Raw genomic sequence first — 25,150 nt, 5'->3', positions numbered from 1 at the left:
TTAAACAAAATGAATAATAGAATTTTAGGCCTGCACCATATCACAGCGATTGCAGACAACGCAAAAAGAAACTTAGATTTTTATACCCGCGTTTTGGGAGTAAGACTGGTAAAGAAAACCGTCAACTTTGATGATCCCGGAACGTACCACTTTTATTTCGGAAACGAAGAAGGAACACCGGGAACTATTTTAACATTCTTTCCATGGGAAGGAATAGGGAAGGGTACCAACGGGACAGGATTGGCAACGCATATCGGCTACTCAGTTCCAAAAGGAAGTCTTGATTTCTGGAAAAACAGACTGCAACAATTTAACGTAAATGTAGAAGAAAGTGAAATATTCGGTGAAAAACTGATTTCATTTAAAGATCCGGATGGTCTGCAGCTTCAGTTCATCGAATCTTATACAGACGATAGGAAAGTATGGACAACAGATGACATCAAAGAAGAAAATGCATTGAAAGGATTTCATAATGTAACACTTACATTGAAAAAGGCAGAACCTACGATGAAAGTTTTAACAGATATTTTCGGCTATGAATTAAATAAGCAGGAAGGTGAAAGATATCGTTTTGCAACGGATGCGATAGAAACCGCCAATATCGTTGACATTATTGAGAATGATAAACTATTAGCAGGAAGAAACGCTGCGGGAACCAATCACCATGTTGCTTTCAGAGTGAAAGATGATACTGTGTTAATGGAATTCCGTGAAAAAGTTCTTTCGGCAGGTTTGAACATTACTCCGAAAATCGACAGAGATTATTTTTATTCACTCTATTTCCGTGAACCGGGCGGTGTTTTATTCGAAATTGCAACCGACAATCCTGGATTCACCGTAGATGAACCGTTAAACGAATTGGGAACAAGCTTAAAACTTCCAAAACAACACGAAGGCCTACGCGAAAAAATAGAAGAAGTGTTGCCGAAGTTATCATAGATCATCAGCCATTTTCAGCAAACGCAGTAATTTAGCAGTAAGCAGTAAGCAGTAAGCAGTAAGCAGTAAGCAGTAAGCAGTAAGCAGTAAGCAGTAAGCAGTAAGCAGTAAGCAGTAAGCAGTAAGCAGTAAGCAGTAAGCAATAAGCAGTAAGCAATTTGCTATTAACCAACAACTATCAACCAACAACAATAAAAATTATGGAAACAACGAAAGTAATTTTAGGAAACGTACGAGGAGAAATACAGCTTTTTTCAGACGACAACAAAGCCGGAAAAATGGATATTTCGGTAATGGGAAACAAACTAACGGTTTATCACACCGAGGTTAACGAAGAATACGCAGGAAAAGGCTTTGCCAAAATATTATTGGATAAACTGGTTTCTTATGCAAGAGAAAATGAACTTAAAATTGTTCCGTTGTGTCCCTATGTTCATGCCCAGTTCAAAAGAAACCAGGAACTGTACAACGATGTCTGGTTTAAAGAAGAAAACTAAACATTTTTTTAATCTCAATCTCAATCTCAACCTTAATCTTAACCTTTAACCTCAACCCAAAACCATGGCACTGATCACAGGACTTCACCACGTTACAGCCATTACAGGCGATGCGCAGGAAAATATAGACTTTTATACCGGAGTTTTAGGACTTCGGCTGGTAAAAAGAACTGTAAATTTCGACTACTCCGATGTCTATCATTTTTACTTCGGCGACGAATTCGGAACTCCGGGAACGATTATGACGACTTTTCCCTACGGAAAAGGACTGGTAAACGGAAGACACGGCAAAGGAATGCTGAATACCACTGCATTTTCAATATCAATGGATGCGCTTGACTATTGGATGAACCGCCTGAATCAGTTTAATATCCCTTTTAAACATCCTCAACAAAGATTTTCAGGGGAAGTATTCATTTACCTCGAAGATTTTGACGGACTGGGATTGGAGCTGGTTTTTAATGATAAAGACGAACGTAAAGGGTATAACAATCATTTTATCCCGAAAGATTTTGCCATTAAAGGAATTCATCATGTGGAAATCTGGCTGGATGCCTATGAAAGAACGGCAGCTTTGCTGACTACCCAGATGAATCATAAGCTTATTGCTGAAAGTTCAGACCGCTTCAGATATGCCGCTGAGGATGCACCAGGAAAATATGTAGATCTCCTTTGCACCCCGAATGCCTTGAAAGGTCTGGCTGGAAGAGGAACAGTACATCATGTTGCTTTTGCCACGCCTGACGCTCAAACCCAACTTGAAATGATTGAAAAACTGAATAAATTCGGACTGGAACATACCGAAGTGAAAGACCGGAAATATTTTACTTCGGTATATTTTAGAGAGCCAGGGGGGTGTTTTGTTTGAAATTGCCACTTCAGGACCCGGGTTTGATGTTGATGAAGAATTGGCATCCTTAGGTGAACATTTAAATCTTCCTCAACAGTTTGAAGAGAAAAGAGAACACTTGTTGGAAGTTCTCCCTAAATTTAATTATCCAACAGAAAAATACAGATAAATTATGGCCCATATTTTAGATATAAAAACAGCAGGAAAACCATTAAATGAAGCTGAAAAAGCTTTAATCATGGTTCACGGAAGAGGCGGAAGCGCACAGGATATTTTGAGTTTATCACAATATTTAAATGTGGAAGATTACGCATTGTTAGCCCCTCAGGCCACAAACGGAAGTTGGTATCCTTATTCCTTTATTGCTCCGGTTGAACAAAATGAACCTTGGCTTTCCTCAGCAGTGGAAACGATTAGTAAAACCGTTGAAAAAGTTGTAGCTGAAGGCATTAAACCTGAAAATATTTACTTCTTCGGCTTCTCACAGGGTGCCTGTCTGAAGCTTGAGTTTTTGGCAAGGAATGCACAGAAATTCGGAGGAGCTGCAGCCATTATCGGTGGCGTAATAGGTGAAAAGATCAACCGCGAAAACTATAAAGGAGATTTTGCACAAACCCCAATTTTTCTGGGGACCAGCAATCCCGATTTTCATGTTCCGGTAGAAAGAGTATATGCCACGGCAAATATTTTCAAAGAAATGAATGCAGATGTTACTGAGAAAGTTTATCAAAATTTCGGACATTCCATCAATCAGGAAGAAATTGAACTCGCAAATTCACTGATTTTTGTATAGATAAACAAAACGTACTATTAGTTTTTTATTAATTTAAAACATCATGAAAATCACAAGAATATGTAGCGACGAAAAAGGCGAATCTTATTTTGAAGATCTTGAAATTCCTTTAATCGATCAGGGCGAAATAGGATTTTTATCCGAAGATGTAGAAGTTAAAAAGTTGCAGTTCAGGAAAGTTTCCGCAGATTACGATTACGATTTTCACCATGCTCCGCAGAAACAGTACATCGTGCTTTTGGATGGAGGTGTGGAAATAGAAACGTCCCTCGGCGAAATCCGTCAGTTCCAAACCGGTGAAATTCTTCTGGTAGAAGACACAACAGGTAAAGGCCATAAAACCAAAAACCTGAAAAAGAGAGAAAGAAACTCATTATTCATACATTTGTAAAGACAGCAAGATAATAGACGAATAGAGGATAGACATTGTAGTGGTTTATTTTACATTAATCATCTATTTTCTATTCGTCTATCATCTATTTATCTCTTGTTTACAAGACAAAAGAAAATGACTAAATAAAAAACCATGCACGAACAACTACTTCTTATACTAGGTCTCCTCCTCATCGTCATGATGCTCGTCATGCTGGCACAACGCATCAAAATTGCCTATCCCATATTTCTGGTGTTGGCCGGATTGGGAATCAGTCTTATTCCCGGAGTTCCCGTTTTAAAATTGGATCCGGATATCATATTCCTGATTTTCCTTCCGCCGCTTTTATACGAAGCCGCATGGTACACCTCATGGAATGACTTCTGGAAGTGGAAAAGAACCATCGGACTCTTGGCATTCGGGTTGGTTTTCCTGACATCACTGGTGGTGGCATTCGCTTCACAGGCTTTAATTCCGGGCTTTACCCTGGCTATGGGTTTTTTATTGGGCGGTATCGTTTCACCACCTGATGCTGTCGCAGCAACTACTGTTTTAAAAGGATTGAAAGTTCCCAAACGTACCGTTGCGATACTGGAAGGAGAAAGTCTGATCAATGATGCTTCATCACTGATTGTTTTCAGGTTTGCTCTGGCGGCGGTTATGACCGGCGTTTTTTCTATGCAGGAAGCTACCGGACAGTTCTTTCTCGTCGCAGGAATGGGCGTCGTCGTAGGAATTGCCGGAGCCCATATTTTCTATGCCATTCACAGATTTCTGCCGACTACACCGGCGATTGATGCAGCACTGACAGTGATTACACCATACATTTTATTCCTGTCTGCAGAACATTTTCATTATTCGGGGGTGATGGCAGTGGTGAGTGGCGGTTTGTTTATGTCATTCCGTGCACATGAAATATTTAAAACAGGAACAACAAGAGTCAATATGCTTGGTGTCTGGAATACCCTGATTTTTGTAATGAATGCACTGGTATTTGTACTCATAGGTCTCGAACTTCCTGACATCATCGGCGGACTGGGAGAAACCTCTTTAATGGAAGGAATAAAATACGGGCTCATCATCAGCGCTATTGTCATCGTCGTAAGAATGCTTTGGATCTATCCTGTAGCACATATTCCGAGATGGCTCAGTAAAAACATCCGTAAAGATCCCACTCCGGGCTGGAAAAATCCCCTGATCATAGGCTGGGCGGGAATGAGAGGAGTTGTTTCCCTGGCAACGGCACTTTCGATTCCTGTCATGATGAATGAACAGTCGGAATTTCCAATGAGGAATTTAATTATTTTCATAACATTTGTCGTGATCTTTGTAACGCTCGTTTTTCAGGGACTTACCCTTCCTTTGATTATTAAGCTCATTAAAATCGGTGAGATCGATCATATTCAGCCCTCGCATGAACAGCAGGCGGGAATTCAGATTCGGCTCGATAATCTGGCACTCGGCAGACTCCACGAAAAATACCAGTCAAATATCAATACGAACAGCCTTGTCGAAAATTTTAAAAATACAATTGAAAACGATATCAAGCTTCACAAAAATCACTTGAACTCTATTGAGATGTGTACCAACAGGAGAAACGATCTTAACGAGTATCATCAGATCATGCTGGATATTTTTGCCTTACAGCGGAAAGAACTCTTTAAAATGAAAAGGGAAAAACAATTCAGTGATGATGAAATCCGGAAAGCAGAATCACAATTGGATTTGAATGAATTAAAAATAACAGGAAGTAAACATTTATAAAGCAAAATCGAAGGTTAAGGCTGAGGTTAAGATGTAGATTGAGGTTGAAAGTATTTGGTAGCTTTAATTCATAAATCTATTCCAGCTCTTATAAGTAGGACGGCTTTGTGACCTTAAAACAGTAAATATTTAAAAAAACTTTGTGGCCTTTGTGTTTAAAATCCAGCAAATATTAAAAATAAAACAATTAAAATGAATACCTTACACTTCTTAGTCATCGGTAAAAATCAGGAAATCCTCGATACCCTGAAAAGAGTCATTGAAAATAATGACGGCTGGAAAGCATACATTCAGACCGATGAAAATGCCAGCTATAATGACATCCAAAATAAGCAGCTCGATATCGTTCTCCTGAGTTCCGGTTTGGAAGAACAATTCGAGAAAGACATTAAAGAATTTTGTGAAAATCTGGATAAAAATATAAAGATAATCGACCATTACGGCGGAGGAAGCGGATTATTAAAGAACGAAGTTTACACACTTTTTCCTAATTTGCAGCCTTAAACTGCAAACTATGTCTGAAAACATCATCGGAAACGTAACACGATTCATCAATCTTGACTCTAAAGAAGAACAATTTTTTACAGATTTGCTTACCCTGCAGGCATTTCCCAAAAAGACCGTTTTGCTACGCGAAGGCGAGATCTGTCAGTTTGAAGGATATATTCAGAAAGGATGCGTAAGAGTTTACTATCTTGATGATAACGGCTTTGAAGTCACTATCCTGTTTGCCATTGAAGACTGGTGGATTAGTGATATTGCTTCCTTTCAGGATCAGAAACCCTCCAATTTATATATTGAAACACTGGAAGATTCCGAGATCTATATGCTGAATCCGGCAACCAAAGAAAAATTATTAACTGAAATTCCGAAATTTGAAAGAGTTTTCAGAATGCTTGTTCAGCGAAACCTTTCCACGCTCCAGAACCGGCTCGTAAATACCATCTCAAAAAGCGCCTCAGACCGCTATCTGGAATTCATTAAAGTCTATCCATCCATCCCGCAAAGAGTAGCACAATACTACATTGCTTCTTACCTTGGTGTCTCCAAGGAATTTGTAAGCACCATCAGAAAACGCCTCGCCACCAAAGAAAAATAATCGTCTCTATACTTAAAAACCGACATAGGAAACTGAAGCGTTAAGAAAAATAATTTTATGAACGTTAAGAAAATCCCACTGTCTGAATGCGACACAAATATTAAGTCGAAGAACAAATTCCCAATTCGCACGAGTTTTGGGATTTTTAGAGAATAAAAGTATTTTTAGCCTTAAGGTTCCAAGTCTTGAAATAGCATTCGCCGACTTTATGGAGGCAATTTTTCTTTCTTTTGTTTGACTACGTCGAAATAACATTCATCGACTAAAAGGAGATAATCTTCGATTTCAAGACAAAAGAAAATTTATTTATTAAACTAGTTAAATGTACAGCAACTCCAATCATCCTAAATTTGCTTTATTAAAACAAATAAACAAACACCAGATATGGACAGAAAAGATTTTTTAAAGAAAGGATTATTGGGAACGGGAATGTTCATGGCATCGACATCCCTTGGAAATACTATGAAGAATGAAATTGATGAAATCGAACCCCTCGAACCGATAGGCTACAACCATCTTCCCAACCCCGAATCAAAAATAAAAGACAATTCCGTTATTCACAAAGCAGATTCCAGAGGAAAGGCCGACCATGGCTGGCTGGTAAGCAATCATACTTTCAGCTTTGCCAATTACCACAATCCGGAAAGAATGCACTTTGGAGTGTTAAGAGTTTTAAATGATGATAAAGTAGAAGCGGGCAGAGGCTTCGGAACCCATCCGCATGACAATATGGAAATCATCAGCATTCCGTTGGAAGGTGACCTCGAACATAAAGACAGCATGGGGAATTCTGCTATTATTAAAAGTGGAGATATCCAGGTGATGAGTGCCGGAACAGGAATCATGCACAGTGAATTCAACAAAAACGATGATCAGCTGGTGAAATTCCTTCAGATCTGGGTGTATCCGAACAAAAGAAACGTTACGCCGAGATACGATCAGATCACGCTTGACAAAACAAAAAGCAAAAATAAATTCCAGCAGATCCTTTCTCCCAATCCAGATGACGAAGGCGTGTGGATTCATCAGGATGCATGGTTCCATTTGGGGAATTTTGAGAATACTACCGAAGTAAATTATCAGATTAAGAAAAAAGGAAACGGTGTCTATGCCTTCATTATTAAAGGAAGCGCAGAAATCGAAGGACAGCCGTTAGCAGAAAAAGATGGCTTCGGAGTTTGGAATGTTGAGAATCTTCAGATCAAAGCTACCTCAGAAAATACAGAAATTCTCTTGATGGATGTTCCTATGACGATGTAAATAAAATTAAAATTCATGAACTGGTTTCATAATTATTGTTGGTAAGCTCTCTTTTTTAAGGGAGCTTTTTTTGAATTATAATTTAATTCTATTGGACTTTCACCATCCTTATTTTTCTCTCTTTCCTTTTGTCTATTCCTTATGATTTCCTGTCCCTGGATGATATTGGTATCAGAATTTGCAAGTACACCGAGCGGATTGTCAGTTGCATTTTTCAAAGTTTCTTCAAACTTCGGTTGAGTTGTTTCAACAGCATTTGTATAACGGTTTTCATATATGTTTACTAATTTTCCTTTTAATTTTGAACTTGGTGTTGATTTTACAAGTTCAAAATCATAATCCCCTTTATCTTCTGTTATTTTTACTATTAATCCAGGTAAACCACTAAATTTATAAGGACCATACGGAAATGGAATCTCAGTTGAATACCATACAATCCAGTTCCTTCCTTTGTAAGTAACTTTAGCCTTTTTACAATTAATTGTATTAATTATTTTTGTTTCATTAATAAGTTCCCAATCTTTTATTATGGACTCTTTATAAGTAAGTAGTGACAGTGCAACCCTTTGAAAAAATTGTAAGCTTTCACCGGACTGTATTATCGTATAAGGAAATTTTGTTTTTGGTGCCGATACTCCTTTTGAGCTTAAAAGACGATCACCGTTTTCTAAAGTTTTTATTGGAATTGCCTGAAATATAGAATCTCTTTTCAATGATTGAATACTCGCAAAAAAAAGCATAATTATCACTTATCTGCAATGAGAAAAATTCTTCGTGTTTATTATCAGGATTTAATGTATTCAATTTAGCTTTTAATACATAGATAAACTCTCCGCGCAGACTATCTTTTTTATTTAATTGAGAAAAAAGTAAAGTACTAAAAAAAGAACGCTAATAGCTGAAATGTTTTTTTACAGTAATACATAATTTATGATACATTGCACTTATAATGCAAACATTGTATTATAAGTGCACAATTTCTTATTTACAATAGTTAGATTCAAGTGCTTCAAGCCAGGCATTTGCTTGTGCTGGTGTCCAGTCCTGAGTTGTTGTAGCAATCATACCGCAAGAAGTTTCAGCAATCCACACCTGTCGCTTTAAAAGTTTCACAGATGCTTTAAAAGTCTTTTGAGACTTTGAATTTTTAAAAACCTTCAGTTCCTTTTTAATGGAAGTTGTTTCTGTTTTTTTTACTGGGTTTGTTTTAGCATTTGCCATACCAGCTACTACGATTGCCATAGTTAGCATTAAATTTTTCATCATAATTTAATAATTGTCATGTTTTCCCTACTTTTTTTTATTAAAATTTCAACATAGAAATTCTAATTTTCCTTTCGGAGGCGGGTTTTCGGGTTAGCTCCTACCTTATGCATATTGCGCAATATCATTATAATTTGTTCAAATCTAAAATTATTTTTTCAATAATTAATGAGTAATTTTAATTATTATATTATGTTAATAATTTGCTTTATTTGTTATTGTTTTTAAATTAAAATACATAATCGATATAAAATGATAATTTTTTAAATATGGTCATTTAATGCACAATTTTAATTTATAAAATGGATATTATGATGTATATAATTATTTTTCAGAAAATGATGTATTCAAGCGAAAAATGCCAATAATGAAAAAATAACTGTAAAATAGATTTTCACAATTTCAATCACAAATGGGTAACTCCAAACATGATTTTAGCAACTGCGAAAATAAACGAGCAACTCTAAAATAGTTTCTTCCAACTCCAGATATAAACAAGCAACTTTAAATATGATGTTAAGAACTTCGGCGATACTTTTAGCAACTCTGGATAATATTTTTACGACTGCATTTATAATTTGAGCGTGTTGGAATTATATTCTTACACCTGCGAGTTACATTCTTGCGACTTAAAGTAATATTCTTGCACCTGCAAACCATATTGCGGCGCCTGCAAATGCAATCCTCATAAGTTTGCTCAATCTCAAAATCTATCACCCACACGCTCAACCATCAACCAACAACTCTCAACCAACAACCCACAACAAATTAGCAGAATCCAAAAAAAATCCCGATTTTTGTCCCTCTTCAAAATCCCCGAACATTCATGAAACTTTGTATTGCCGAAAAGCCAAGTGTTGCCAGAGATATCGCCAAAGTATTGGGTGCCACCACTCCTAAACAGGGCTATATGGAAGGAAACGGCTATTGCGTAACATGGACTTTCGGTCATCTCTGCACCCTCAAAGAACCCCATGACTACGGTCCGCAGTACAAATCCTGGAATCTGTTTCTGCTGCCGATTATTCCCAACAACTTCGGAATTAAATTAATTCCCAACAAAGGTGTTGAAAATCAGTTTAAGGTCATTGAAAGACTGGTCGCCGAATGTGATGAAGTCATCAACTGCGGGGATGCCGGGCAGGAGGGAGAACTTATTCAGCGATGGGTATTACAGAAAGCGAAATGCAATAAACCTGTTCAGCGTCTCTGGATTTCATCACTTACCGAAGAAGCAATTAAAGAAGGTTTTGACAGCTTAAAGCCTGCCGAAGATTATAAAAATCTTTATCTCGCAGGAAATGCAAGAGCCGTGGGTGACTGGCTCTTAGGCATCAATGCAACAAGGCTTTTTACCAAAAAAGTTCGGGGGAAATAAGGCTGTTCTTTCTATTGGAAGGGTGCAGACCCCAACTTTAGCCATGCTGGTGCAGCGTCAGAAAGAAATCGACGCTTTTACCGTAGAAGAATACTGGGAACTGAAAACCCGATACAGAGAGGTGATCTTTAACGCTGCCATCGACCGCTTAAAAACCTTAGAACGCGCCGAAAAAGGCCTTGAATATCTGAAGGAAAATATTTTTGAGATCGTTTCCTTCGAAATTAAAGAAGGAAGAGAAAAAAATCCGAGACTTTTTGATCTTACCGGTCTTCAGGTAGAAGCCAATAAAAAGTACGGCTACTCGGCAGAGAATACATTAAACTATATTCAGAGTCTGTACGAAAAAAAACATGTCACCTATCCGCGTGTAGATACCACTTACTTATCAGAAAGCTTATATCCGAAAATAGAAGGCATCCTCAGAAAAATGACGTTCTATCAAGAGCTTGTTTCCCCTTTACTGGAAGCTCCTGTTCCAAAATCCAAAACGGTTTTTGATGATACCAAAGTGACCGATCACCACGCGATTATTCCTACGGAAGTACCACCTTCCCAAAATCTCAGCCGCGAAGAAAAACTGATTTATGATTTAATTGCTAAAAGATTTATCTCTGTTTTTTATCCTGAATGTAAAATTTCCAATACCTTGGTTGAAGGTAAAGTAGGAACGATTCCTTTTAAAACCAGCGGAAAGCAGATTCTGGAACCCGGCTGGAGAGCAGTGTATGCCAAAGAGCCTAAAGATGAAACCGAGAAAGAAAAAGATAAAGAGGAAGAACAAACCATCCCTGAATTTATCGTCGGAGAAACCGGGCCGCACGATCCTATGATTCATCAGGGCAAAACGTCACCACCTAAACCCTACACCGAAGCAACGCTGCTCCGCGCTATGGAAACCGCCGGGAAACAGGTGGAAGACGAAGAACTTCGTGAATTGCTTAAGAACAACGGAATCGGAAGGCCATCTACCCGAGCCAATATCATTGAAACTCTTTTCAAAAGAAAATACATCGAAAAGAAAAGGAAAAACCTCATCGCTACCCAAACCGGAATTCAGCTCATTGATACCATTGAAGACGAACTTCTGAAAAGCCCCGAGCTTACCGGAGAGTGGGAACTCAAACTCCGAAAAATAGAAAAAGGTGAATATGAAGCCAATCATTTTAAGGAAGAACTCATCCGGATGGTAACAGAGCTTACCGAAAAAGTAGTCTACGGAAAAGGAAAAGTGATCAATCTCGAAGAAGAAAAAGCAGTTAAAGAAAAGAAAAAACGTGAACCTGCCGCAAAAAAAGAGCAGCAGTCCTGGGAAGAAATTAAATGCCCGAAATGTAAAGAACATCATCTCATGAAAGGGAAAACAGCCGTCGGATGTTCAGATTTTAAAAACTGTGGTTTTAAAGTTTCATTCGAAATCTTTGGTAAAAAACTTTCCGATAAACAGCTGATGGATTTAGTAATAAAAGGAAAAACCTCAAAGCTGAAAGGGTTTAGCAGTCATCCTGAAAGTCTGGCAGAAGGTATTTTATCCTTTGACAACCTGTTTAATGTAATCATTGTATAATTATAGGCTGGTTTAAATATAAAAAAGGAGGATCGTTCTAAAATGATCCTCCTTTTTACTTAACTATTCCTGAGCTGTCCTGAAAAAGTTCAGCATATTTTCAAGAGCATTTTCAGCATGCATCAATTCTCCGTTGTCGAGAGATTCTTTTGCAACCGTTGACGCTCTTTTTCGCATTTGAATTTCATACACCGAAATAGCTTCCTGTAAAGTCTCGTATTGATCAGAAATCAAACATTCACTCAATTCCAAAGCATCCAGCATCGCCATATTAACTCCTTCTCCCGCAAATGGAGGCATTACGTGAGCGGCATCCCCAATCATGGTTATATTAGGCTGTGTTTTCCAGGTCTGATCAAAAGGAATACAGTAAATAGGACGTGGAATAAAAGGAGTTTCTGCATTTTCAAACAATTCAAGCCAGATGCTGTCCCATTCAGGGTAAGTTGTTTTGTACCAATCTAATATTTGGGTTTTATTAGTATAATCCAGGCCGCTTCCTGATGCCCAGTTTTCATTTGTTCTAAAACTGGCGTAAAAACCGATATCACCGTTTCCTTTTTGTCCCATCAAAAGATTTTTATTGTTCCCGAAAGCCATTATTTTTCCGCCTTTCAATAAAGCATTAACTTTTGGGGCGGCTTCTTCTGCCTGTTGAATATTTCCTTCAAGCATGGTGATTCCGGTGTAAAAAGCTTTGCTGTCAGTAATGTACGAACGGATTTTAGAATTGGCACCATCACAGGCTATGACAATATCTGCGTAAGCTGTTGTGTTGTTTTTGAAATGCAAAAGCCATCCTTTACCCTGTTTTTTCATATAAACGAAATGGCTGTTCCAGACTACCGTTTCCGGTTGTAAAGATTCCAGTAAAATTTTCCGTAATGTACCACGATCTATTTCCGGACGAAAATGCCCTTTTCCGAAATCTTCTTCAGGTTTGGAATCATGATCACTAAAGAATACTTCTGCATTTTCGTTCATGATAAGTTCCCTGTCGGCACCAATAAGATAGTTTTGTTTGAATTCTTCCAGTAAACCAGCCTTACGAATCGCAGCTAACCCGGAATCATCATGAAGGTCAAGAGGAGAACCCTGAACGCGGGCATTTTTATTAAGATCTCTTTCAAATACTTTTACTTCGGCACCTTTTAATTGTAACAATCTTGCCAGTGTTAATCCGCCCGGGCCACCGCCAACGATGGCAATTGATTTATTGTTGATCAGCATAATTTTAAATTTTATGCTGCAAAATTATCAGGTATGGTAAACCAAAAATTGTAAAAATCGGTCGTTTTGATTTTTAAAAAGTTCCTTAGGCGAAACCCCGGAAAGCTTTTTGATTTCCTTGATGAAGTGAGACTGATCAGTAAAATTAAGCTGAGGAAAAAGATTTCCGTCTTTAATATGATAAAGAGAAGCCTGAAAACGTAAAATCTTGCAATAATATTTTAATGAAATTCCCAGTTGCTTATTGAAATAACGGTTAATCTGGCGCTCATTCCAAAAAATTTGTTCTGAAAGATCCTTAACATTGATTTCTCCATGAGTGGTAAAAATAAGTTCAAACAATTTTCTTTTTCTTTCATCAATTTTCTGAGGCAATAAGGATTTAATTTTTTCTGAAGCTTTTTCACAGAACTTATCAAAATCGTTGAGATCATCAATGCTGAAGTCCCAAAAATTATCAGGCAATTCTTTTCCGCTGTCTACAAATTCGGAAATAGACTGATGCAGGATGTATTCCAGGGCAAGCGGATTAAAGCTAATGGCAAAGAAATGGGAAAATTCCGTTTCAGGCATCGGTTTGGGCTTGGTTTCCAGTCCCATTAAAACAATTTGAAACCTGTTGCCGGTGGTTTTACAGAAAAGCAGATCAATTTTTCCATTGGGAATGATCACACCCTCTTTGAATGTTGACAGGTTTTGCAACGAAGAATAGCCATATACGAAATCGGTAAGCGATTTTTCCGGTTTGATGAACGTATATATTAAATCGTTGCTCATGGTATGATTTTTAACCTAGAATGTTTTGGATAAACGAATTTACAGTTTCTCTTTTTTATAATGAATAGCAAATGAAAATTTTCACGTTTTTTCAGGTTATATTACATTTGCTTTAAATTAAAAATAATGACTCCGGAGAAAAAACAACTGATCATTGACAGCTTTAGCCGTTCAGAAACATTAAAATTCTACAAAGCCGAACTTTTGGAATTCGAAACCGACTTCATTTCCATGAAGATTCCTAAAATGGATATTATGACAAGAAAAGCCGGGATGTTCAATGGAGCGATGATTGCTTCGCTTGTAGATGTTTCTTCAGGATATGCTGCCGTGAGCCATTATGATGAAGATTGTTATGTGGTGACGGTAGAATTGAAAGTCAATTATTTAAGGCCTGCGATTGGTGATGCGCTGGTTTCAAAGTCGTATGTCATAAAAGGTGGCGCGAAGATTAGTGTCATCCGTACAGAAATTTACACTATAGACGAAAACGGTGAATCTGAAAGTCATGTGGCTACTTCATTGGTAACGATGATGAAAATAAAGTAAACTTTTAAGGAATTTATAGTATATTTAATGTAGCAAGTTTTAAACAAATTAATGAACTAAAAAAAAATTATGAACTTAATTATTCGTCTGCTGGTAACAGCAATTGTTGCTTATCTTCTCACTATGATTTTACCGGGTGTTCACTTTTCAGGATTTGGAGGTGCGATTATTTTTTCCATCGTCTTGGGAATTTTAAACCTGATTGTAAAACCCATCCTTAATCTTTTAGGTTTACCTTTAACGATTATTACACTGGGATTATTTGCCCTTGTGATTAACGCAGTCATCATTCTTATTGCAGATTATTTTATTGACAGTATGGTAGTCGACGGCTTCTGGTGGGCACTGATATTCAGTATTCTTCTTTCGTTGGTAACTTCTCTTGCCAATTCGATGTTCTCCGACAAAGATTAAATCAAATACATACTAAAGGTTGAAAAGAGTGAATTTCGGTTCACTCTTTTTATTTAAATGATACATGAAATCTTAAAAATAAGTAACTTTGGAACCTTTGAATTAAACAAGATTATGGAATTCTATAGCATAATCAAAAAACGAAATCAATATGAAATTTAAGTACAGTCTGCTGGCTTTGGCAGCGCCGCTCTTAATGAATGCACAAAAAGTAATGACACCTGAAATTCTCTGGACTTTAAAAAAAGTAGGAGTACAGGCAGTTTCACCCGATCAGTCTTCGCTTATTTACAAAGTAGGACAGGTAGATCTTAAAACAGAAAAAACCAAAAGCGAAAACTATTTTCTGAATGTAATTAATAACCAGTCTGCTAAAGTGGATTTAGGTAAAAAAGCATTGATTCAATGGGATAAAAACGGACTTTATGCACAGGAAGGCGACAAAATTTTCTTGTCAAAAGACAGCGGAAAAACATGGACAGAATTCTATACCATTGGTGAAGCTGATAATATAGTGATATCTCCGGATGGTAAAAAAATAGCATTCAGCAAACAGGTTTTGGTGGAAAAAGTAATGGGGAAAGATAAATATTCTGATACCCCGAAAACTACCGCACAAGTCTACACAGACCTGAATCACAGACACTGGGACTATTTTAACGAAGGAAAATACAACCATGTTTTTGTGGTAAATGTTTCGGATAAAGCAGATGTCGCAAAAGATCTTCTGGAAGGCAAAATGTGGGATTCTCCGCAGCGACCTTTCGGTGGTGCCGAAGACTTTATCTGGAGCCCGGATTCTTCCCAGCTTTTATATGTTACAAAACCTAAAAGCGGAAAAGAATATTCTACAAGTACCAATACAGATATCTTCGCATATGATCTTGCTACAGGGGCTACTAAGAACTTAACGGAATCTAATAAAGGATATGACGTTAATCCTAAATTCAGTCCGGACGGTAAAGCCCTGATCTGGCAGAGTATGGCAAGAGACGGATATGAAGCTGATAAAAATGACGTGAAAATCCTTGATTGGAAAACCGGTAAAACAACAAATCTCACTGCCGGCTGGGACGAAAGTGTTTCCGGAGATGTGTTCTGGAGCGCAGATTCAAAAATGATTTATTTCACGGCAGCTTTCAGAGGGACGAAACAGCTTTTTTCTTTAGATCCGAAAAATATTAAAGTTCAGCAGATCACAAAAGGTGATTTTGATGTCAATGAAATTTTTGCCGACCAGAAAAAATCGCTTTTAGTAGGAAGAACAGACATCAACCACGCGACAGATCTTTTCTCTGTAAATATTAAAAATGGAGAAATGCAGCAGGTGACAGATGTGAATAAAGAGGTTTACGCAAGTCTTTCTCAGGGAAAATCTGAACTTAAAATGGTGAAAACCACTGATGGAAAAGAAATGGGAGTCTGGCTTCATTACCCACCAAATTTCGACCCCAATAAAAAATATCCGACTTTGGTATATTGTCAGGGCGGACCACAATCTGCATTAACTCAATTCTTCAGCACAAGATGGAACTTTGCTTTAATGGCAGCCAACGGATACATCGTCGTCGCGCCAAACAGACGAGGAATGCCGGGCTGGGGAACAAAATGGAATGAAGAAATTTCCAAAGACTGGGGCGGGCAGCCTATGAAGGATTATCTTGCCGCAACCGATTATGCGAAAACCTTACCTTATGTTGATGGCGAAAGAGTAGCAGCGGTAGGTGCAAGTTATGGTGGCTACAGTGTATTTATGCTCGCAGGAATCCATGAAAACAGATTCAAAACTTTTATTGCTCATGACGGTTTGTTTGATATGAAATCTTGGTATTTGACTACAGAAGAACTTTGGTTTGCCAACTGGGATCTTGGTTCGCCATGGGAAAAACCACTTCCAAAAGCTTATACGGAATTTAATCCAAGTAATTTTGTTGATAAATGGAATAAACCAATCATGATTGTTCAGGGCGGAATCGACTACAGGGTTCCTTACGAACAGGGACAGGAAGCATTTCAGGCTGCAAAACTGAGAGGGTTGAAATCCAAATTAGTATATTTCCCTAACGAAAATCACTGGGTGCTTCATCCACAAAATGGTTTGGTTTGGCAGAGAGAATTCTTTGACTGGCTGAAAGAAACATTGTAATTTGAAATAAATAATAAAAAAATTGGGTATTAGAAAATGTGCTTTTTTAATACCCATTTATTATTGTTACAAATAGTAAATTTATTATTTTTAAAGAAACAAACTAATAACTCTAATGCAGAAAACACCCTCTTTCCTACTTCTCTTTTTCATCAACTTTCTTTTTTCGCAGTCTTATCATTTTGATTATTTTGTTGAAAATACTTCTAAGGAAACATCAGCTAAAGAAAATACTTGGATAGGAAATTATTTTTACGATTCTAAAAGTGGTCAAAAACTTCATTTAAAAAATCATGAAAATGGATTTCTTGCAAGTATGTATGATAAGGAATCTCAGAAAAGTCATTATTTTTATGTTTCTAAAGAGAAATCCCAATTAACTTTCACTTATGCTTATTCTTTTGAACATGAAGGTTCAAAAACAATTAAAGATATTAACAAAAATGATGATATTGAAGTGGTTAAAATTGATTCGTTGAATTATAAAGTGAATATATTTAAAGATAAGCAAAAAAGAAAAAAGAAATATACAATGGATATTTTTATTGAGAAAAATGCAGTTGACTTTTTTGAAATACCGATGGAATACAGCAGATCTGAAGAGGTTATTCAAAGATTAAAATCATACTTCTGTTGTAATCAGAAATACATGATTAAAAGTTCTGATTTGGCTAATTTTAAATATAACGAAACTTATCATTTTGAAATTACAAAATTTGAAAAAACTGATTTAACTTTAGTACTGCCCGAAAAACTTAAGATTGAAGTCCCATTTTGGAAGAAATAATTAATAATGAATTATCATCTTCAAAACGTTATTTCTGCTATAAAATGCGTTTGGTTAAAAAAAATAATACTGTAATTAAATGATCTTTAAATTTGAACTTATTTATAAAAATATCAATAGGAGCGGGCTTTAGCCCGCTTTTTTGTTTAACCAAATCAATGAGGCTTTAGCCAAAATCTATAATTCATGCAAAACAGAATTTCTTCTTTCCCTCCGATTATTGATAATAATTCTAAAATTCTGATTTTAGGATCAATTCCCGGAGTAAAATCATTAGAAAAACAACAATATTACGCCCATCCTCAAAACAAATTCTGGAAAATCATTTTTGAATTATTTCATGAAAAATTTACAGAAGATTATGCGGAAAGAATTGATATGCTGAAGAAAAACCATATTGCACTTTGGGACGTCATTGATTCTTGTGAAAGAAAAGGAAGTCTGGATTCTGAAATTAAAAATGAAGAAGCCAATCAAATTGAAGAACTTCTGGAAAATCATCCGAATATCCGGGCAATCTTTTGTAATGGAGGAAAATCATTTAAAAATTTACAGAAAATTTTAGGTAAAAATTTCAGTATCCCTATATTTTTACTGCCATCTACAAGTCCGCTTCATACAGTTTCTTTTGAAAAAAAGCTCGAAGAATGGAAAGTAATTTTGGAAATTTTAAATAAAAAACAGGAATGATTTTATTCCTGTTCAAAATTATTTATATACTTAAATTTTATCTCTCAATTCTGTAAACTTCCTCATACGGCTGAATTAAAACCCATCCGTTTCCGGAAAACTTCATTTGAAATTCTTCGCCACTACCTCTTCCGATAAGACTTTTAAAGGAAACGTTCGTTTTTAAATCCGGGGTTAAATTTCCCGACCAGGCTACGGTTGCATTAGGATCTGTGAAAACCGGTGCGTCAGGGGTAACCATTAAAGTCAGAGGTTCGCCGTGCGTTGTGATTGCAATATGCCCTGTCCCGGACAATCGTACCTGAAACAGTCCGCCAGACATAACTCCTGCAATACTTTTTAACATCGTGATGTCGCTTTTTATGCTCTGTTCATGAGCCAGTACATCGTTTCCGTTTACACAAACCGATTCATTATTTAAATAAAGAATGCGTACTTTTTTACCCTCGTCGGCAACATATAATTTTCCGGTGCCTTCAGCTTTCATGAGTCTTGCGCCTTCACCGCTTATTGCTTTTTTCAACAAGTTTCCCAAACCACCGGAAAGCATTCCCTGTCTTTCGAAATTGATATTTCCGACATAGCCAACCATACTTCCGGTCTTCGTCCAAACCGACTGATTATTGAGGTTGATTTCCAGAAGAGCAGGTTTTTCCAGCTCAAAATAGTCCCTTTGTTCAGGCTTTTCTTTCGTTTCGTTAACGAAAGATTCAATTGAATATTTGCTCATAGGTGTAAAAATTAAATTGCAAAATACAATTTTAATGTTTAATATTCACCGTAAAATCACGGTTTTTTGTTTCATTGTAAATAAAACTTGACAAAGGGGTATCTAATGTCGTATATTTGCAGTCCGAAAATTACACCTTGTAATTTGATAATTTTTAAACCGTAATTTAAAAAATGAAAACATCAGATTTTAATTTTGATCTTCCTGCAGAATTATTGGCAGAACACCCATCCGAACACAGAGACGAAGCGAGATTAATGGTTTTGGACAGAAAGACACAAACCATCGAACACAAACTCTTTAAGGATGTTGTTGATTATTTTGATGAAGGAGATCTTTTTATCTTTAATAATACTAAGGTTTTCCCGGCGCGCCTTTATGGAAATAAAGAAAAAACAGGAGCAAAAATTGAAGTTTTCCTATTGAGAGAGCTTGATAAAGAAACCCGTGTTTGGGACGTTTTGGTAGATCCTGCCAGAAAAATCAGAATCGGAAATAAATTATTCTTTACTGAAGACGAATCTTTGGTAGCGGAAGTTATTGATAATACGACTTCAAGAGGAAGAACATTAAGATTTTTATTTGACGGTTCTTACGAAGAATTCAGATCAAAATTGAAAGAATTGGGAGAAACTCCGCTTCCGAAATATATTAAAAGAGAAGTTGAGCCGGAAGATGCTGAAAGATACCAGACGATCTACGCCAAAGTAGAAGGAGCTGTTGCTGCACCTACTGCAGGTCTTCACTTTTCAAGACATCTTATGAAGAGACTGGAAATCAAAGGAATCGATTTTGCTGAGGTAACGCTTCACGTTGGTTTGGGAACTTTCAACCCGATTGAGGTAGAAGACCTTTCCAAGCATAAAATGGAGTCTGAAGAAATTTTTATTGATGAGAAAAATGCTCAGATCATCAATAATGCAGTAGACTCTCACAGAAGAGTTTGTGCTGTAGGAACAACAACAATGAGAACACTGGAAACTTCAGTTTCCTCAAATAAAAAAATATCAGCATTCCACGGATGGACGAATAAGTTCATTTATCCGCCACACGATTTTGGAGTTGCTAATTGTATGATTACGAATTTCCATACGCCAAAATCTACATTAATCATGATGATCGCGGCATTTGCAGGAAGAGATTTTATCATGCACGCCTACGAAGAAGCCGTAAAAGAGAAGTATAAATTTTACTCGTACGGTGATGCGATGCTAATTTTATAATAGTTGTAAGTTGTTGGTTGTCAGTTGATAGTTTTCACTATTTACTGACAACTATCAACTATCAACCATTAACAATTAACTACCTATATGAAAGACATCAGAACTTTATCACTCGATCAGCTCAAAGATTATTTTGCTTCTTTGGGAGAAAAGCCTTTCCGTGCGAAACAGGTGTACGACTGGCTTTGGAGTAAAAACCTCCATTCGATTGATGAGATGACGAATCTTTCGAAAACTCTTCGCGAAAGAATCTCTGAAGAGTACACCATCAATCCGGTTTCCGTAGATCAGCTCCAAAAAAAGTACAGACGGAACTATTAAAAATGGCGTTAAACTGCACGACGGTTTATTGGTTGAATCAGTTTTAATTCCAACAGAAACCAGAACGACAGCTTGTGTTTCTTCGCAGGTTGGCTGTTCATTAAACTGTGAATTCTGCGCAACCGCAAGACTCAAAAGAATGAGAAATCTTGAAGTTGCCGAGATTGTGGATCAGGTTGCCCTAATCGACAGCCAGAGTAAAATGTATTTCAACAGACCGCTTTCCAATATTGTTTTTATGGGAATGGGAGAGCCGATGATGAACTACAAAAATGTTGTGGAAGCGATCAGGAAAATCACCCAGCCTGAAGGTTTGGGGATGTCTCCGAGAAGAATTACTGTTTCCACATCAGGAATTCCCAAAATGATCAAGATGCTTGCTGATGATGATTTGAGGGTAAAACTTGCGCTATCACTTCACTCTGCCATCGAATCAAAACGCAATGAGATTATGCCTTTCTCTGATAAGTTTCCTTTAACGGATATTATGGAAGCACTTCAATATTGGTATCAGAAAACAGGTTCAGTTATTACTTTTGAATATTGTGTCTGGAAAGGAATCAACGATGGTGATGAAGATATTAAAGCGTTGATAAAATATTGCAAGCAGGTTCCTTCTAAAGTTAATTTAATTCAATATAATCCTATTGGTGACGGCAAGTACGATCAGTGCAATAAACAGGCAGAAGAAAACTATATTCGTCAGCTTGAAAATGCAGGAATTGTCTGTATGGTAAGAAAAAGCCGTGGAGGAGATATTGATGCAGCTTGCGGCCAGCTCGCCAATAAAACTGTGGATTAAAATTTCATTAAAAAAATCAAAAAAAATCCTTAACATTTTCTTAAAATCCTACCTTTGTACAAAATCAGGTGACAATGATGGATTATTTTATGGGTAAAGACGGTCTTGAAAACGTCTATGCCTGGTCAATTCCGGTTCACGCTACAATTATTCTCGCAGAGATGATTTACAGTCACGTCGCAGAAGCCAAACTCTACAATGGTAAAGATGTGGCAACAAGTGTCTACCTTGCTTTGCTCAACTTTGGCCTGGACCTTGTCATGAAGGCCTTTGCGATGGGTGTCATGTTTTTCTTTTTCAATCACAGGCTTTTTTCATGGGAATTTACGGGCTGGTATTGGTTGATCTGTTTTGTGGTAACGGATTTCGCTTACTATGTTCTTCATTACGTCGATCATCATTCAAGAGCATTCTGGGCTGTTCATATTACGCATCATAATTCAGAATATTTCAATCTGACGACAGGCTTCAGAAGTCCTGTTCTGCAGCCTCTTTACAGATATTTATATTTTTCTCCGTTAGCTTTTTTTAGGGTTTAATCCCTGGCATATTATGGTTGTTTATGCAATAGGGCAGGTCTATGGAACCTGGGTTCATACCCAGACGGTAAAAAGTATGGGTATTCTTGAATACATATTGGTTACTCCTTCTCATCATCGTGTTCATCATGCCTGCAATATTAAGTATCTGGACAGAAACATGGGGATGTGCCTGATTATCTGGGATAAAGTTTTCGGAACTTTTGAAAAAGAAGATCCAAATGTGCCTGTGAAATACGGAATTTACCCAAAAATGCCTGACAATAAACCGGATACCGTTCTTTTGTACGAATGGCGAAAAATCTTGAAAGATATTAAACAGCCTGGTTTAAAATTCTCAGACAGAATCAATTATATTTTTAATTCTCCCGGATGGCGGCATGACGGAACAGGAAAAACAGTGAGACAATATCAAAAGGACTACTGGGCAAAGAAGAATAAGAAAAATCCAAAACCACATAAAAAAATAGCCTAATTTTTTATATCATTAATTAATTTTCAATAAAATCTATATAATCAATTCAGGCGGATTTTGTCAGTATTTTTATTGGCTTATGCATATCAATCCTTCAAAACTTTATTGTGTGAAACACCGCTTATTAAAAAGACAAATTATAATTTAATATTAGATTTTGCTATCATTTGCTGAGTGTTAACGCCTTTGCGAACGAAAAATACACAGAATTATTTAAGATAAAGTCTTTGCGCACACTGCGTTAAAAAAAGATTCTTTGTTATATAAATTTGAATTAACAAAAAAAAGAGGTCATTTATAATATTTTTACAAAATGAAAAAAATATTTCTGGTTTTTGTCATTACAATTTCCACTGTTCTGTCTGCTCAGCAGTCTGCTATTTTTAAAATCAGAAAATACAGAATAAGTTATCTGGATGAGAGAATTAATGAAACGTCCGGTCTTAGCTTAATGAATGGAAAGCTTTATACATTCAATGATAGTGGAAATGCTCCCGAGCTTTTTGAACTGGATAAAACAACAGGAGCAATTATAAGTACAATAGAAATCAACGGTAAAAATAAAGACTGGGAAGCTTTAACCAATGACGGGCAGAGTTTTTATATCGGAGATTTCGGAAATAACAGCGGAACACGAAAAGATCTTGAAATCTACAAGATACCTTTTAATGATAATTTATCTGAAAATGCCTCAATGAGCTTGATTTCCTTTGAATATCCTGAGCAGAAAGAGTTTGTTTCCAAGAATACTTTTACTGATTTTGATGCCGAAGCGATGATCTATCTGAATGGAAAAATCCACCTTTTTACCAAGGAATGGAATTCAAAATCTACTACGCATTATATTATTAATCCCGACCGTCCGAATAAGCAGGAAGCTCAGAAAACAGAAGTTTTCAAAACGAATTTTGTGGTTACTGATGCTTCTTATTTCGATAAAAAACTATACCTCATAGGCTATACAAAGAAAACAGAAGTTTTTTTAAATATTTTTAATGAAACCGCTCCCGGAATCTTTTTCAATGAGGCTCCCAAAAGATATTATTTAGGAAGCGCTTTATCCATTGGCCAGATTGAAGGAATTGCTGTGGATGACAGCGGAATTTATATCTCCGGTGAAAAGTTTCATTCGCCATTAGGGGGATCAAAACAGAGTCTTTATTTTATTCCCAAAGATAAACTTAAATAATAATTAATTTTTTTCGCTTTTTTATCTAAAATTGAGATTATTGATGAATCATATTCATATTAATTTCTATTAAATTGGCTGAAAAAAATTATCTTTGTGGGAATTACTAATTTATCCATCATTCAAAGATTGTGGCGAACACTGTAGAAGAAATCAAGCGACCGATCAATGAGGAAATGAAACTTTTCGAACAAAAGTTTTATGAATCCATGCAGAGTAAAGTACCTTTATTAGATAAAGTCACGCGTTTTATCGTTACTACAAAAGGGAAACAGATGCGCCCCATGTTCGTTTTTCTTTGTGCGAAACTTATAGGTGAGGTCAATGAAAAAACGTATCGCGGTGCTTCTATGATCGAACTTATTCATACGGCAACTTTGGTTCATGATGATGTGGTAGATGAAAGTTTTAAACGACGTAATTTCTTTTCAATCAATGCGTTATGGAAAAATAAAATCGCGGTCTTGGTGGGAGATTATCTTTTGTCAAAATCTGTTTTACTGTCTACCGACCATAAAGATTATGATTTGCTGGGTGTGATTTCAAGAACGATTCGTGAAATGTCGGAAGGCGAACTTTTACAGCTTGAAAAAGCGAGAAGACTGGATATTACGGAAGACGTTTACTACGAAATTATCCGCCAGAAAACAGCTACTTTAATCGCTGCCTGCTGTGAGATTGGTGTATTGTCAAACAATGCAGACGAAATACTTGCTAAAAAAATGATGGATTTCGGAACCTATACCGGAATGGCATTCCAGATCAAAGACGACCTTTTCGATTATCTGACTTCTAATGTCATCGGAAAACCGGTAGGAATTGATATTAAAGAAAAAGAAGATGACGTTACCGTTGATTTTTACATTAAAAATGGCGAGTGAGAAAGACCGAAAATACTATTTCGATACGATAAAACGGTATAATAACGATCAGAAACGGGTAAAAGAACTGATCAGTTTCGTTAAAAATTCCGGCGGCCTTGATTATGCAATTTCTGTCATGAAAAATTTTCAGCAAAAAGCCAAAGATATTCTCAACGAGTTTCCTGATTCTGAAGCCAAAAAATCTTTACATATTATGCTGGATTATGTGATTGAGCGAAAATTTTAAATTAAATTATTTCCATCGTCACAATAATTACAGCTAAAACTATACAAAATAAAGCGATTAAAAATAAATAATCCGCAATAGTTTCAAACCTAAGCCCCTGCTTTTCCTGCTGAGATCTTATCGCCAGAAAAGAGAAAAAACAGCTGAACGCAAAAAAAAGGCAGGCAATACCTGCAAATTCATCCAAATGCGTACTGTGACTGATCTTAGTGATCTTTAGGGAAGTAATAATGACCAGTGAAAACCCCAAAAGATTGCTCGAAGCGTTCAGAATATGCGTGGACTTCTTTTCCATCTTTACAATTTTTTTTCAATATAAATACAATTTTTTTTATTATCAAATTTTTAAAAAAGATTATTAAAAATTAAAATTAATTTAAAAAGT

Annotated in this window: 25 protein-coding genes and 3 pseudogenes; 22 read left to right on the top strand and 6 right to left on the bottom strand. The window is 36.6% G+C overall.

What is annotated here, in order from left to right; genetic code table 11:
- Positions 1-9 precede the first annotated feature (9 nt).
- The 10 genes from AAHI02_RS05755 (at position 10) to AAHI02_RS05710 (ending at position 7,575) form a co-directional block, all read left to right on the top strand.
- Entirely contained in the window at positions 10-939 is a 930-nt protein-coding gene (locus AAHI02_RS05755; RefSeq protein WP_346985850.1) for a ring-cleaving dioxygenase, read from the top strand.
- A gap of 200 nt (positions 940-1,139) precedes the next feature.
- Positions 1,140-1,436: a GNAT family N-acetyltransferase gene (locus tag AAHI02_RS05750; RefSeq protein ID WP_346985849.1), complete on the top strand. Its 297-nt coding sequence runs from the start codon at positions 1,140-1,142 to the stop codon at positions 1,434-1,436.
- A gap of 64 nt (positions 1,437-1,500) precedes the next feature.
- On the top strand, positions 1,501-2,304 hold the full coding sequence (locus AAHI02_RS05745; RefSeq protein ID WP_346985848.1) for a VOC family protein: 804 nt from the start codon (positions 1,501-1,503) through the stop codon (positions 2,302-2,304).
- Complete coding sequence (locus AAHI02_RS05740; protein ID WP_346985847.1) at positions 2,297-2,455, top strand: hypothetical protein; 159 nt, start codon at positions 2,297-2,299, stop codon at positions 2,453-2,455. Before AAHI02_RS05745 ends, AAHI02_RS05740 begins: the two co-directional genes overlap by 8 nt.
- 3 nt (positions 2,456-2,458) lie before the next feature.
- Positions 2,459-3,079 carry a dienelactone hydrolase family protein gene (locus AAHI02_RS05735; RefSeq protein WP_346985846.1) on the top strand — a complete coding sequence of 207 codons (621 nt, stop codon included), beginning with the start codon at positions 2,459-2,461 and terminating at the stop codon, positions 3,077-3,079.
- A gap of 43 nt (positions 3,080-3,122) precedes the next feature.
- Complete coding sequence (locus AAHI02_RS05730) at positions 3,123-3,470, top strand: hypothetical protein (protein WP_346985845.1); 348 nt, start codon at positions 3,123-3,125, stop codon at positions 3,468-3,470.
- A 135-nt stretch (positions 3,471-3,605) separates the two neighbouring features.
- Positions 3,606-5,216 carry a Na+/H+ antiporter gene (locus tag AAHI02_RS05725; protein ID WP_346985844.1) on the top strand — a complete coding sequence of 537 codons (1,611 nt, stop codon included), beginning with the start codon at positions 3,606-3,608 and terminating at the stop codon, positions 5,214-5,216.
- Positions 5,217-5,408: 192 nt separating this feature from the next.
- On the top strand, positions 5,409-5,720 hold the full coding sequence (locus tag AAHI02_RS05720) for a hypothetical protein (RefSeq protein WP_346985843.1): 312 nt from the start codon (positions 5,409-5,411) through the stop codon (positions 5,718-5,720).
- A 10-nt stretch (positions 5,721-5,730) separates the two neighbouring features.
- A complete protein-coding gene (locus tag AAHI02_RS05715; RefSeq protein ID WP_346985842.1) occupies positions 5,731-6,315 on the top strand; it encodes a Crp/Fnr family transcriptional regulator in 585 nt (194 codons plus the stop codon).
- Between the two features lie 384 nt (positions 6,316-6,699).
- A complete protein-coding gene (locus AAHI02_RS05710; RefSeq protein ID WP_346985841.1) occupies positions 6,700-7,575 on the top strand; it encodes a pirin family protein in 876 nt (291 codons plus the stop codon).
- 32 nt (positions 7,576-7,607) lie between these two features.
- Here AAHI02_RS05710 and AAHI02_RS05705 read toward each other — a convergent pair whose 3' ends face one another.
- Entirely contained in the window at positions 7,608-8,288 is a 681-nt protein-coding gene (locus AAHI02_RS05705; protein WP_346985840.1) for a GLPGLI family protein, read from the bottom strand.
- A gap of 268 nt (positions 8,289-8,556) precedes the next feature.
- Positions 8,557-8,841, bottom strand: a complete 285-nt coding sequence (locus AAHI02_RS05700) for a hypothetical protein (protein ID WP_346985839.1) — start codon at positions 8,839-8,841, stop codon at positions 8,557-8,559.
- 823 nt (positions 8,842-9,664) lie between these two features.
- Between AAHI02_RS05700 and AAHI02_RS05695 the strand changes: the two are divergent.
- Positions 9,665-11,783: pseudogene (locus AAHI02_RS05695) on the top strand (DNA topoisomerase 3).
- A 63-nt stretch (positions 11,784-11,846) separates the two neighbouring features.
- Here the strand turns inward: AAHI02_RS05695 and AAHI02_RS05690 are convergent.
- Both AAHI02_RS05690 and AAHI02_RS05685 read right to left on the bottom strand, forming a co-directional pair.
- Positions 11,847-13,013: an NAD(P)/FAD-dependent oxidoreductase gene (locus AAHI02_RS05690; protein WP_346985838.1), complete on the bottom strand. Its 1,167-nt coding sequence runs from the start codon at positions 13,011-13,013 to the stop codon at positions 11,847-11,849.
- A 27-nt stretch (positions 13,014-13,040) separates the two neighbouring features.
- Entirely contained in the window at positions 13,041-13,790 is a 750-nt protein-coding gene (locus AAHI02_RS05685; RefSeq protein WP_346985837.1) for an AraC family transcriptional regulator, read from the bottom strand.
- A gap of 126 nt (positions 13,791-13,916) precedes the next feature.
- On the opposite strand from AAHI02_RS05685, the gene AAHI02_RS05680 reads away from it, so the two are divergent.
- From AAHI02_RS05680 to AAHI02_RS05660, 5 genes are all read left to right on the top strand, one after another.
- Positions 13,917-14,339 carry a PaaI family thioesterase gene (locus tag AAHI02_RS05680; protein WP_346985836.1) on the top strand — a complete coding sequence of 141 codons (423 nt, stop codon included), beginning with the start codon at positions 13,917-13,919 and terminating at the stop codon, positions 14,337-14,339.
- Positions 14,340-14,408: 69 nt separating this feature from the next.
- A complete protein-coding gene (locus AAHI02_RS05675; RefSeq protein ID WP_346985835.1) occupies positions 14,409-14,753 on the top strand; it encodes a phage holin family protein in 345 nt (114 codons plus the stop codon).
- A gap of 151 nt (positions 14,754-14,904) precedes the next feature.
- A complete protein-coding gene (locus AAHI02_RS05670) occupies positions 14,905-16,899 on the top strand; it encodes a S9 family peptidase (RefSeq protein WP_346985834.1) in 1,995 nt (664 codons plus the stop codon).
- A 115-nt stretch (positions 16,900-17,014) separates the two neighbouring features.
- Positions 17,015-17,686: a hypothetical protein gene (locus tag AAHI02_RS05665; protein ID WP_346985833.1), complete on the top strand. Its 672-nt coding sequence runs from the start codon at positions 17,015-17,017 to the stop codon at positions 17,684-17,686.
- 186 nt (positions 17,687-17,872) lie between these two features.
- Positions 17,873-18,376 carry a DNA-deoxyinosine glycosylase gene (locus tag AAHI02_RS05660; protein ID WP_346985832.1) on the top strand — a complete coding sequence of 168 codons (504 nt, stop codon included), beginning with the start codon at positions 17,873-17,875 and terminating at the stop codon, positions 18,374-18,376.
- A gap of 37 nt (positions 18,377-18,413) precedes the next feature.
- Here AAHI02_RS05660 and AAHI02_RS05655 read toward each other — a convergent pair whose 3' ends face one another.
- Positions 18,414-19,106 (bottom strand): AIM24 family protein, encoded by a 693-nt coding sequence (locus AAHI02_RS05655; protein WP_346985831.1) that lies wholly within the window; start codon positions 19,104-19,106, stop codon positions 18,414-18,416.
- 173 nt (positions 19,107-19,279) lie between these two features.
- Between AAHI02_RS05655 and queA the strand changes: the two genes are divergently transcribed.
- From queA to AAHI02_RS05625, 6 genes and pseudogenes are all read left to right on the top strand, one after another.
- The gene (gene queA / locus AAHI02_RS05650) at positions 19,280-20,329 is read left to right on the top strand and encodes a tRNA preQ1(34) S-adenosylmethionine ribosyltransferase-isomerase QueA (RefSeq protein WP_346985830.1); all 1,050 of its coding nucleotides are present in this window, start codon (positions 19,280-19,282) and stop codon (positions 20,327-20,329) included.
- Between the two features lie 87 nt (positions 20,330-20,416).
- Positions 20,417-21,452, top strand: a pseudogene (gene rlmN / locus AAHI02_RS05645) (23S rRNA (adenine(2503)-C(2))-methyltransferase RlmN).
- Between the two features lie 74 nt (positions 21,453-21,526).
- Positions 21,527-21,991: a sterol desaturase family protein gene (locus AAHI02_RS05640; protein WP_346985829.1), complete on the top strand. Its 465-nt coding sequence runs from the start codon at positions 21,527-21,529 to the stop codon at positions 21,989-21,991.
- Between the two features lie 13 nt (positions 21,992-22,004).
- Complete coding sequence (locus tag AAHI02_RS05635) at positions 22,005-22,466, top strand: sterol desaturase family protein (protein WP_346985828.1); 462 nt, start codon at positions 22,005-22,007, stop codon at positions 22,464-22,466.
- A 313-nt stretch (positions 22,467-22,779) separates the two neighbouring features.
- Entirely contained in the window at positions 22,780-23,655 is an 876-nt protein-coding gene (locus tag AAHI02_RS05630) for a hypothetical protein (protein WP_346985827.1), read from the top strand.
- Positions 23,656-23,786: 131 nt separating this feature from the next.
- Positions 23,787-24,765 (top strand): annotated as a pseudogene (locus AAHI02_RS05625) (polyprenyl synthetase family protein).
- A gap of 1 nt (position 24,766) precedes the next feature.
- On the opposite strand, the gene AAHI02_RS05620 reads toward AAHI02_RS05625, so the two are convergent.
- Positions 24,767-25,060, bottom strand: a complete 294-nt coding sequence (locus tag AAHI02_RS05620; RefSeq protein WP_346985826.1) for a hypothetical protein — start codon at positions 25,058-25,060, stop codon at positions 24,767-24,769.
- Positions 25,061-25,150 lie beyond the last annotated feature (90 nt).

The organism is Chryseobacterium sp. POE27, from assembly GCF_039727685.1.
In the GTDB taxonomy this organism is placed as follows: Bacteria; Bacteroidota; Bacteroidia; order Flavobacteriales; family Weeksellaceae; genus Chryseobacterium.
Note: the sequence above shows the minus strand (reverse complement) of the source record. Positions and strands in the feature narration are given on the sequence as shown.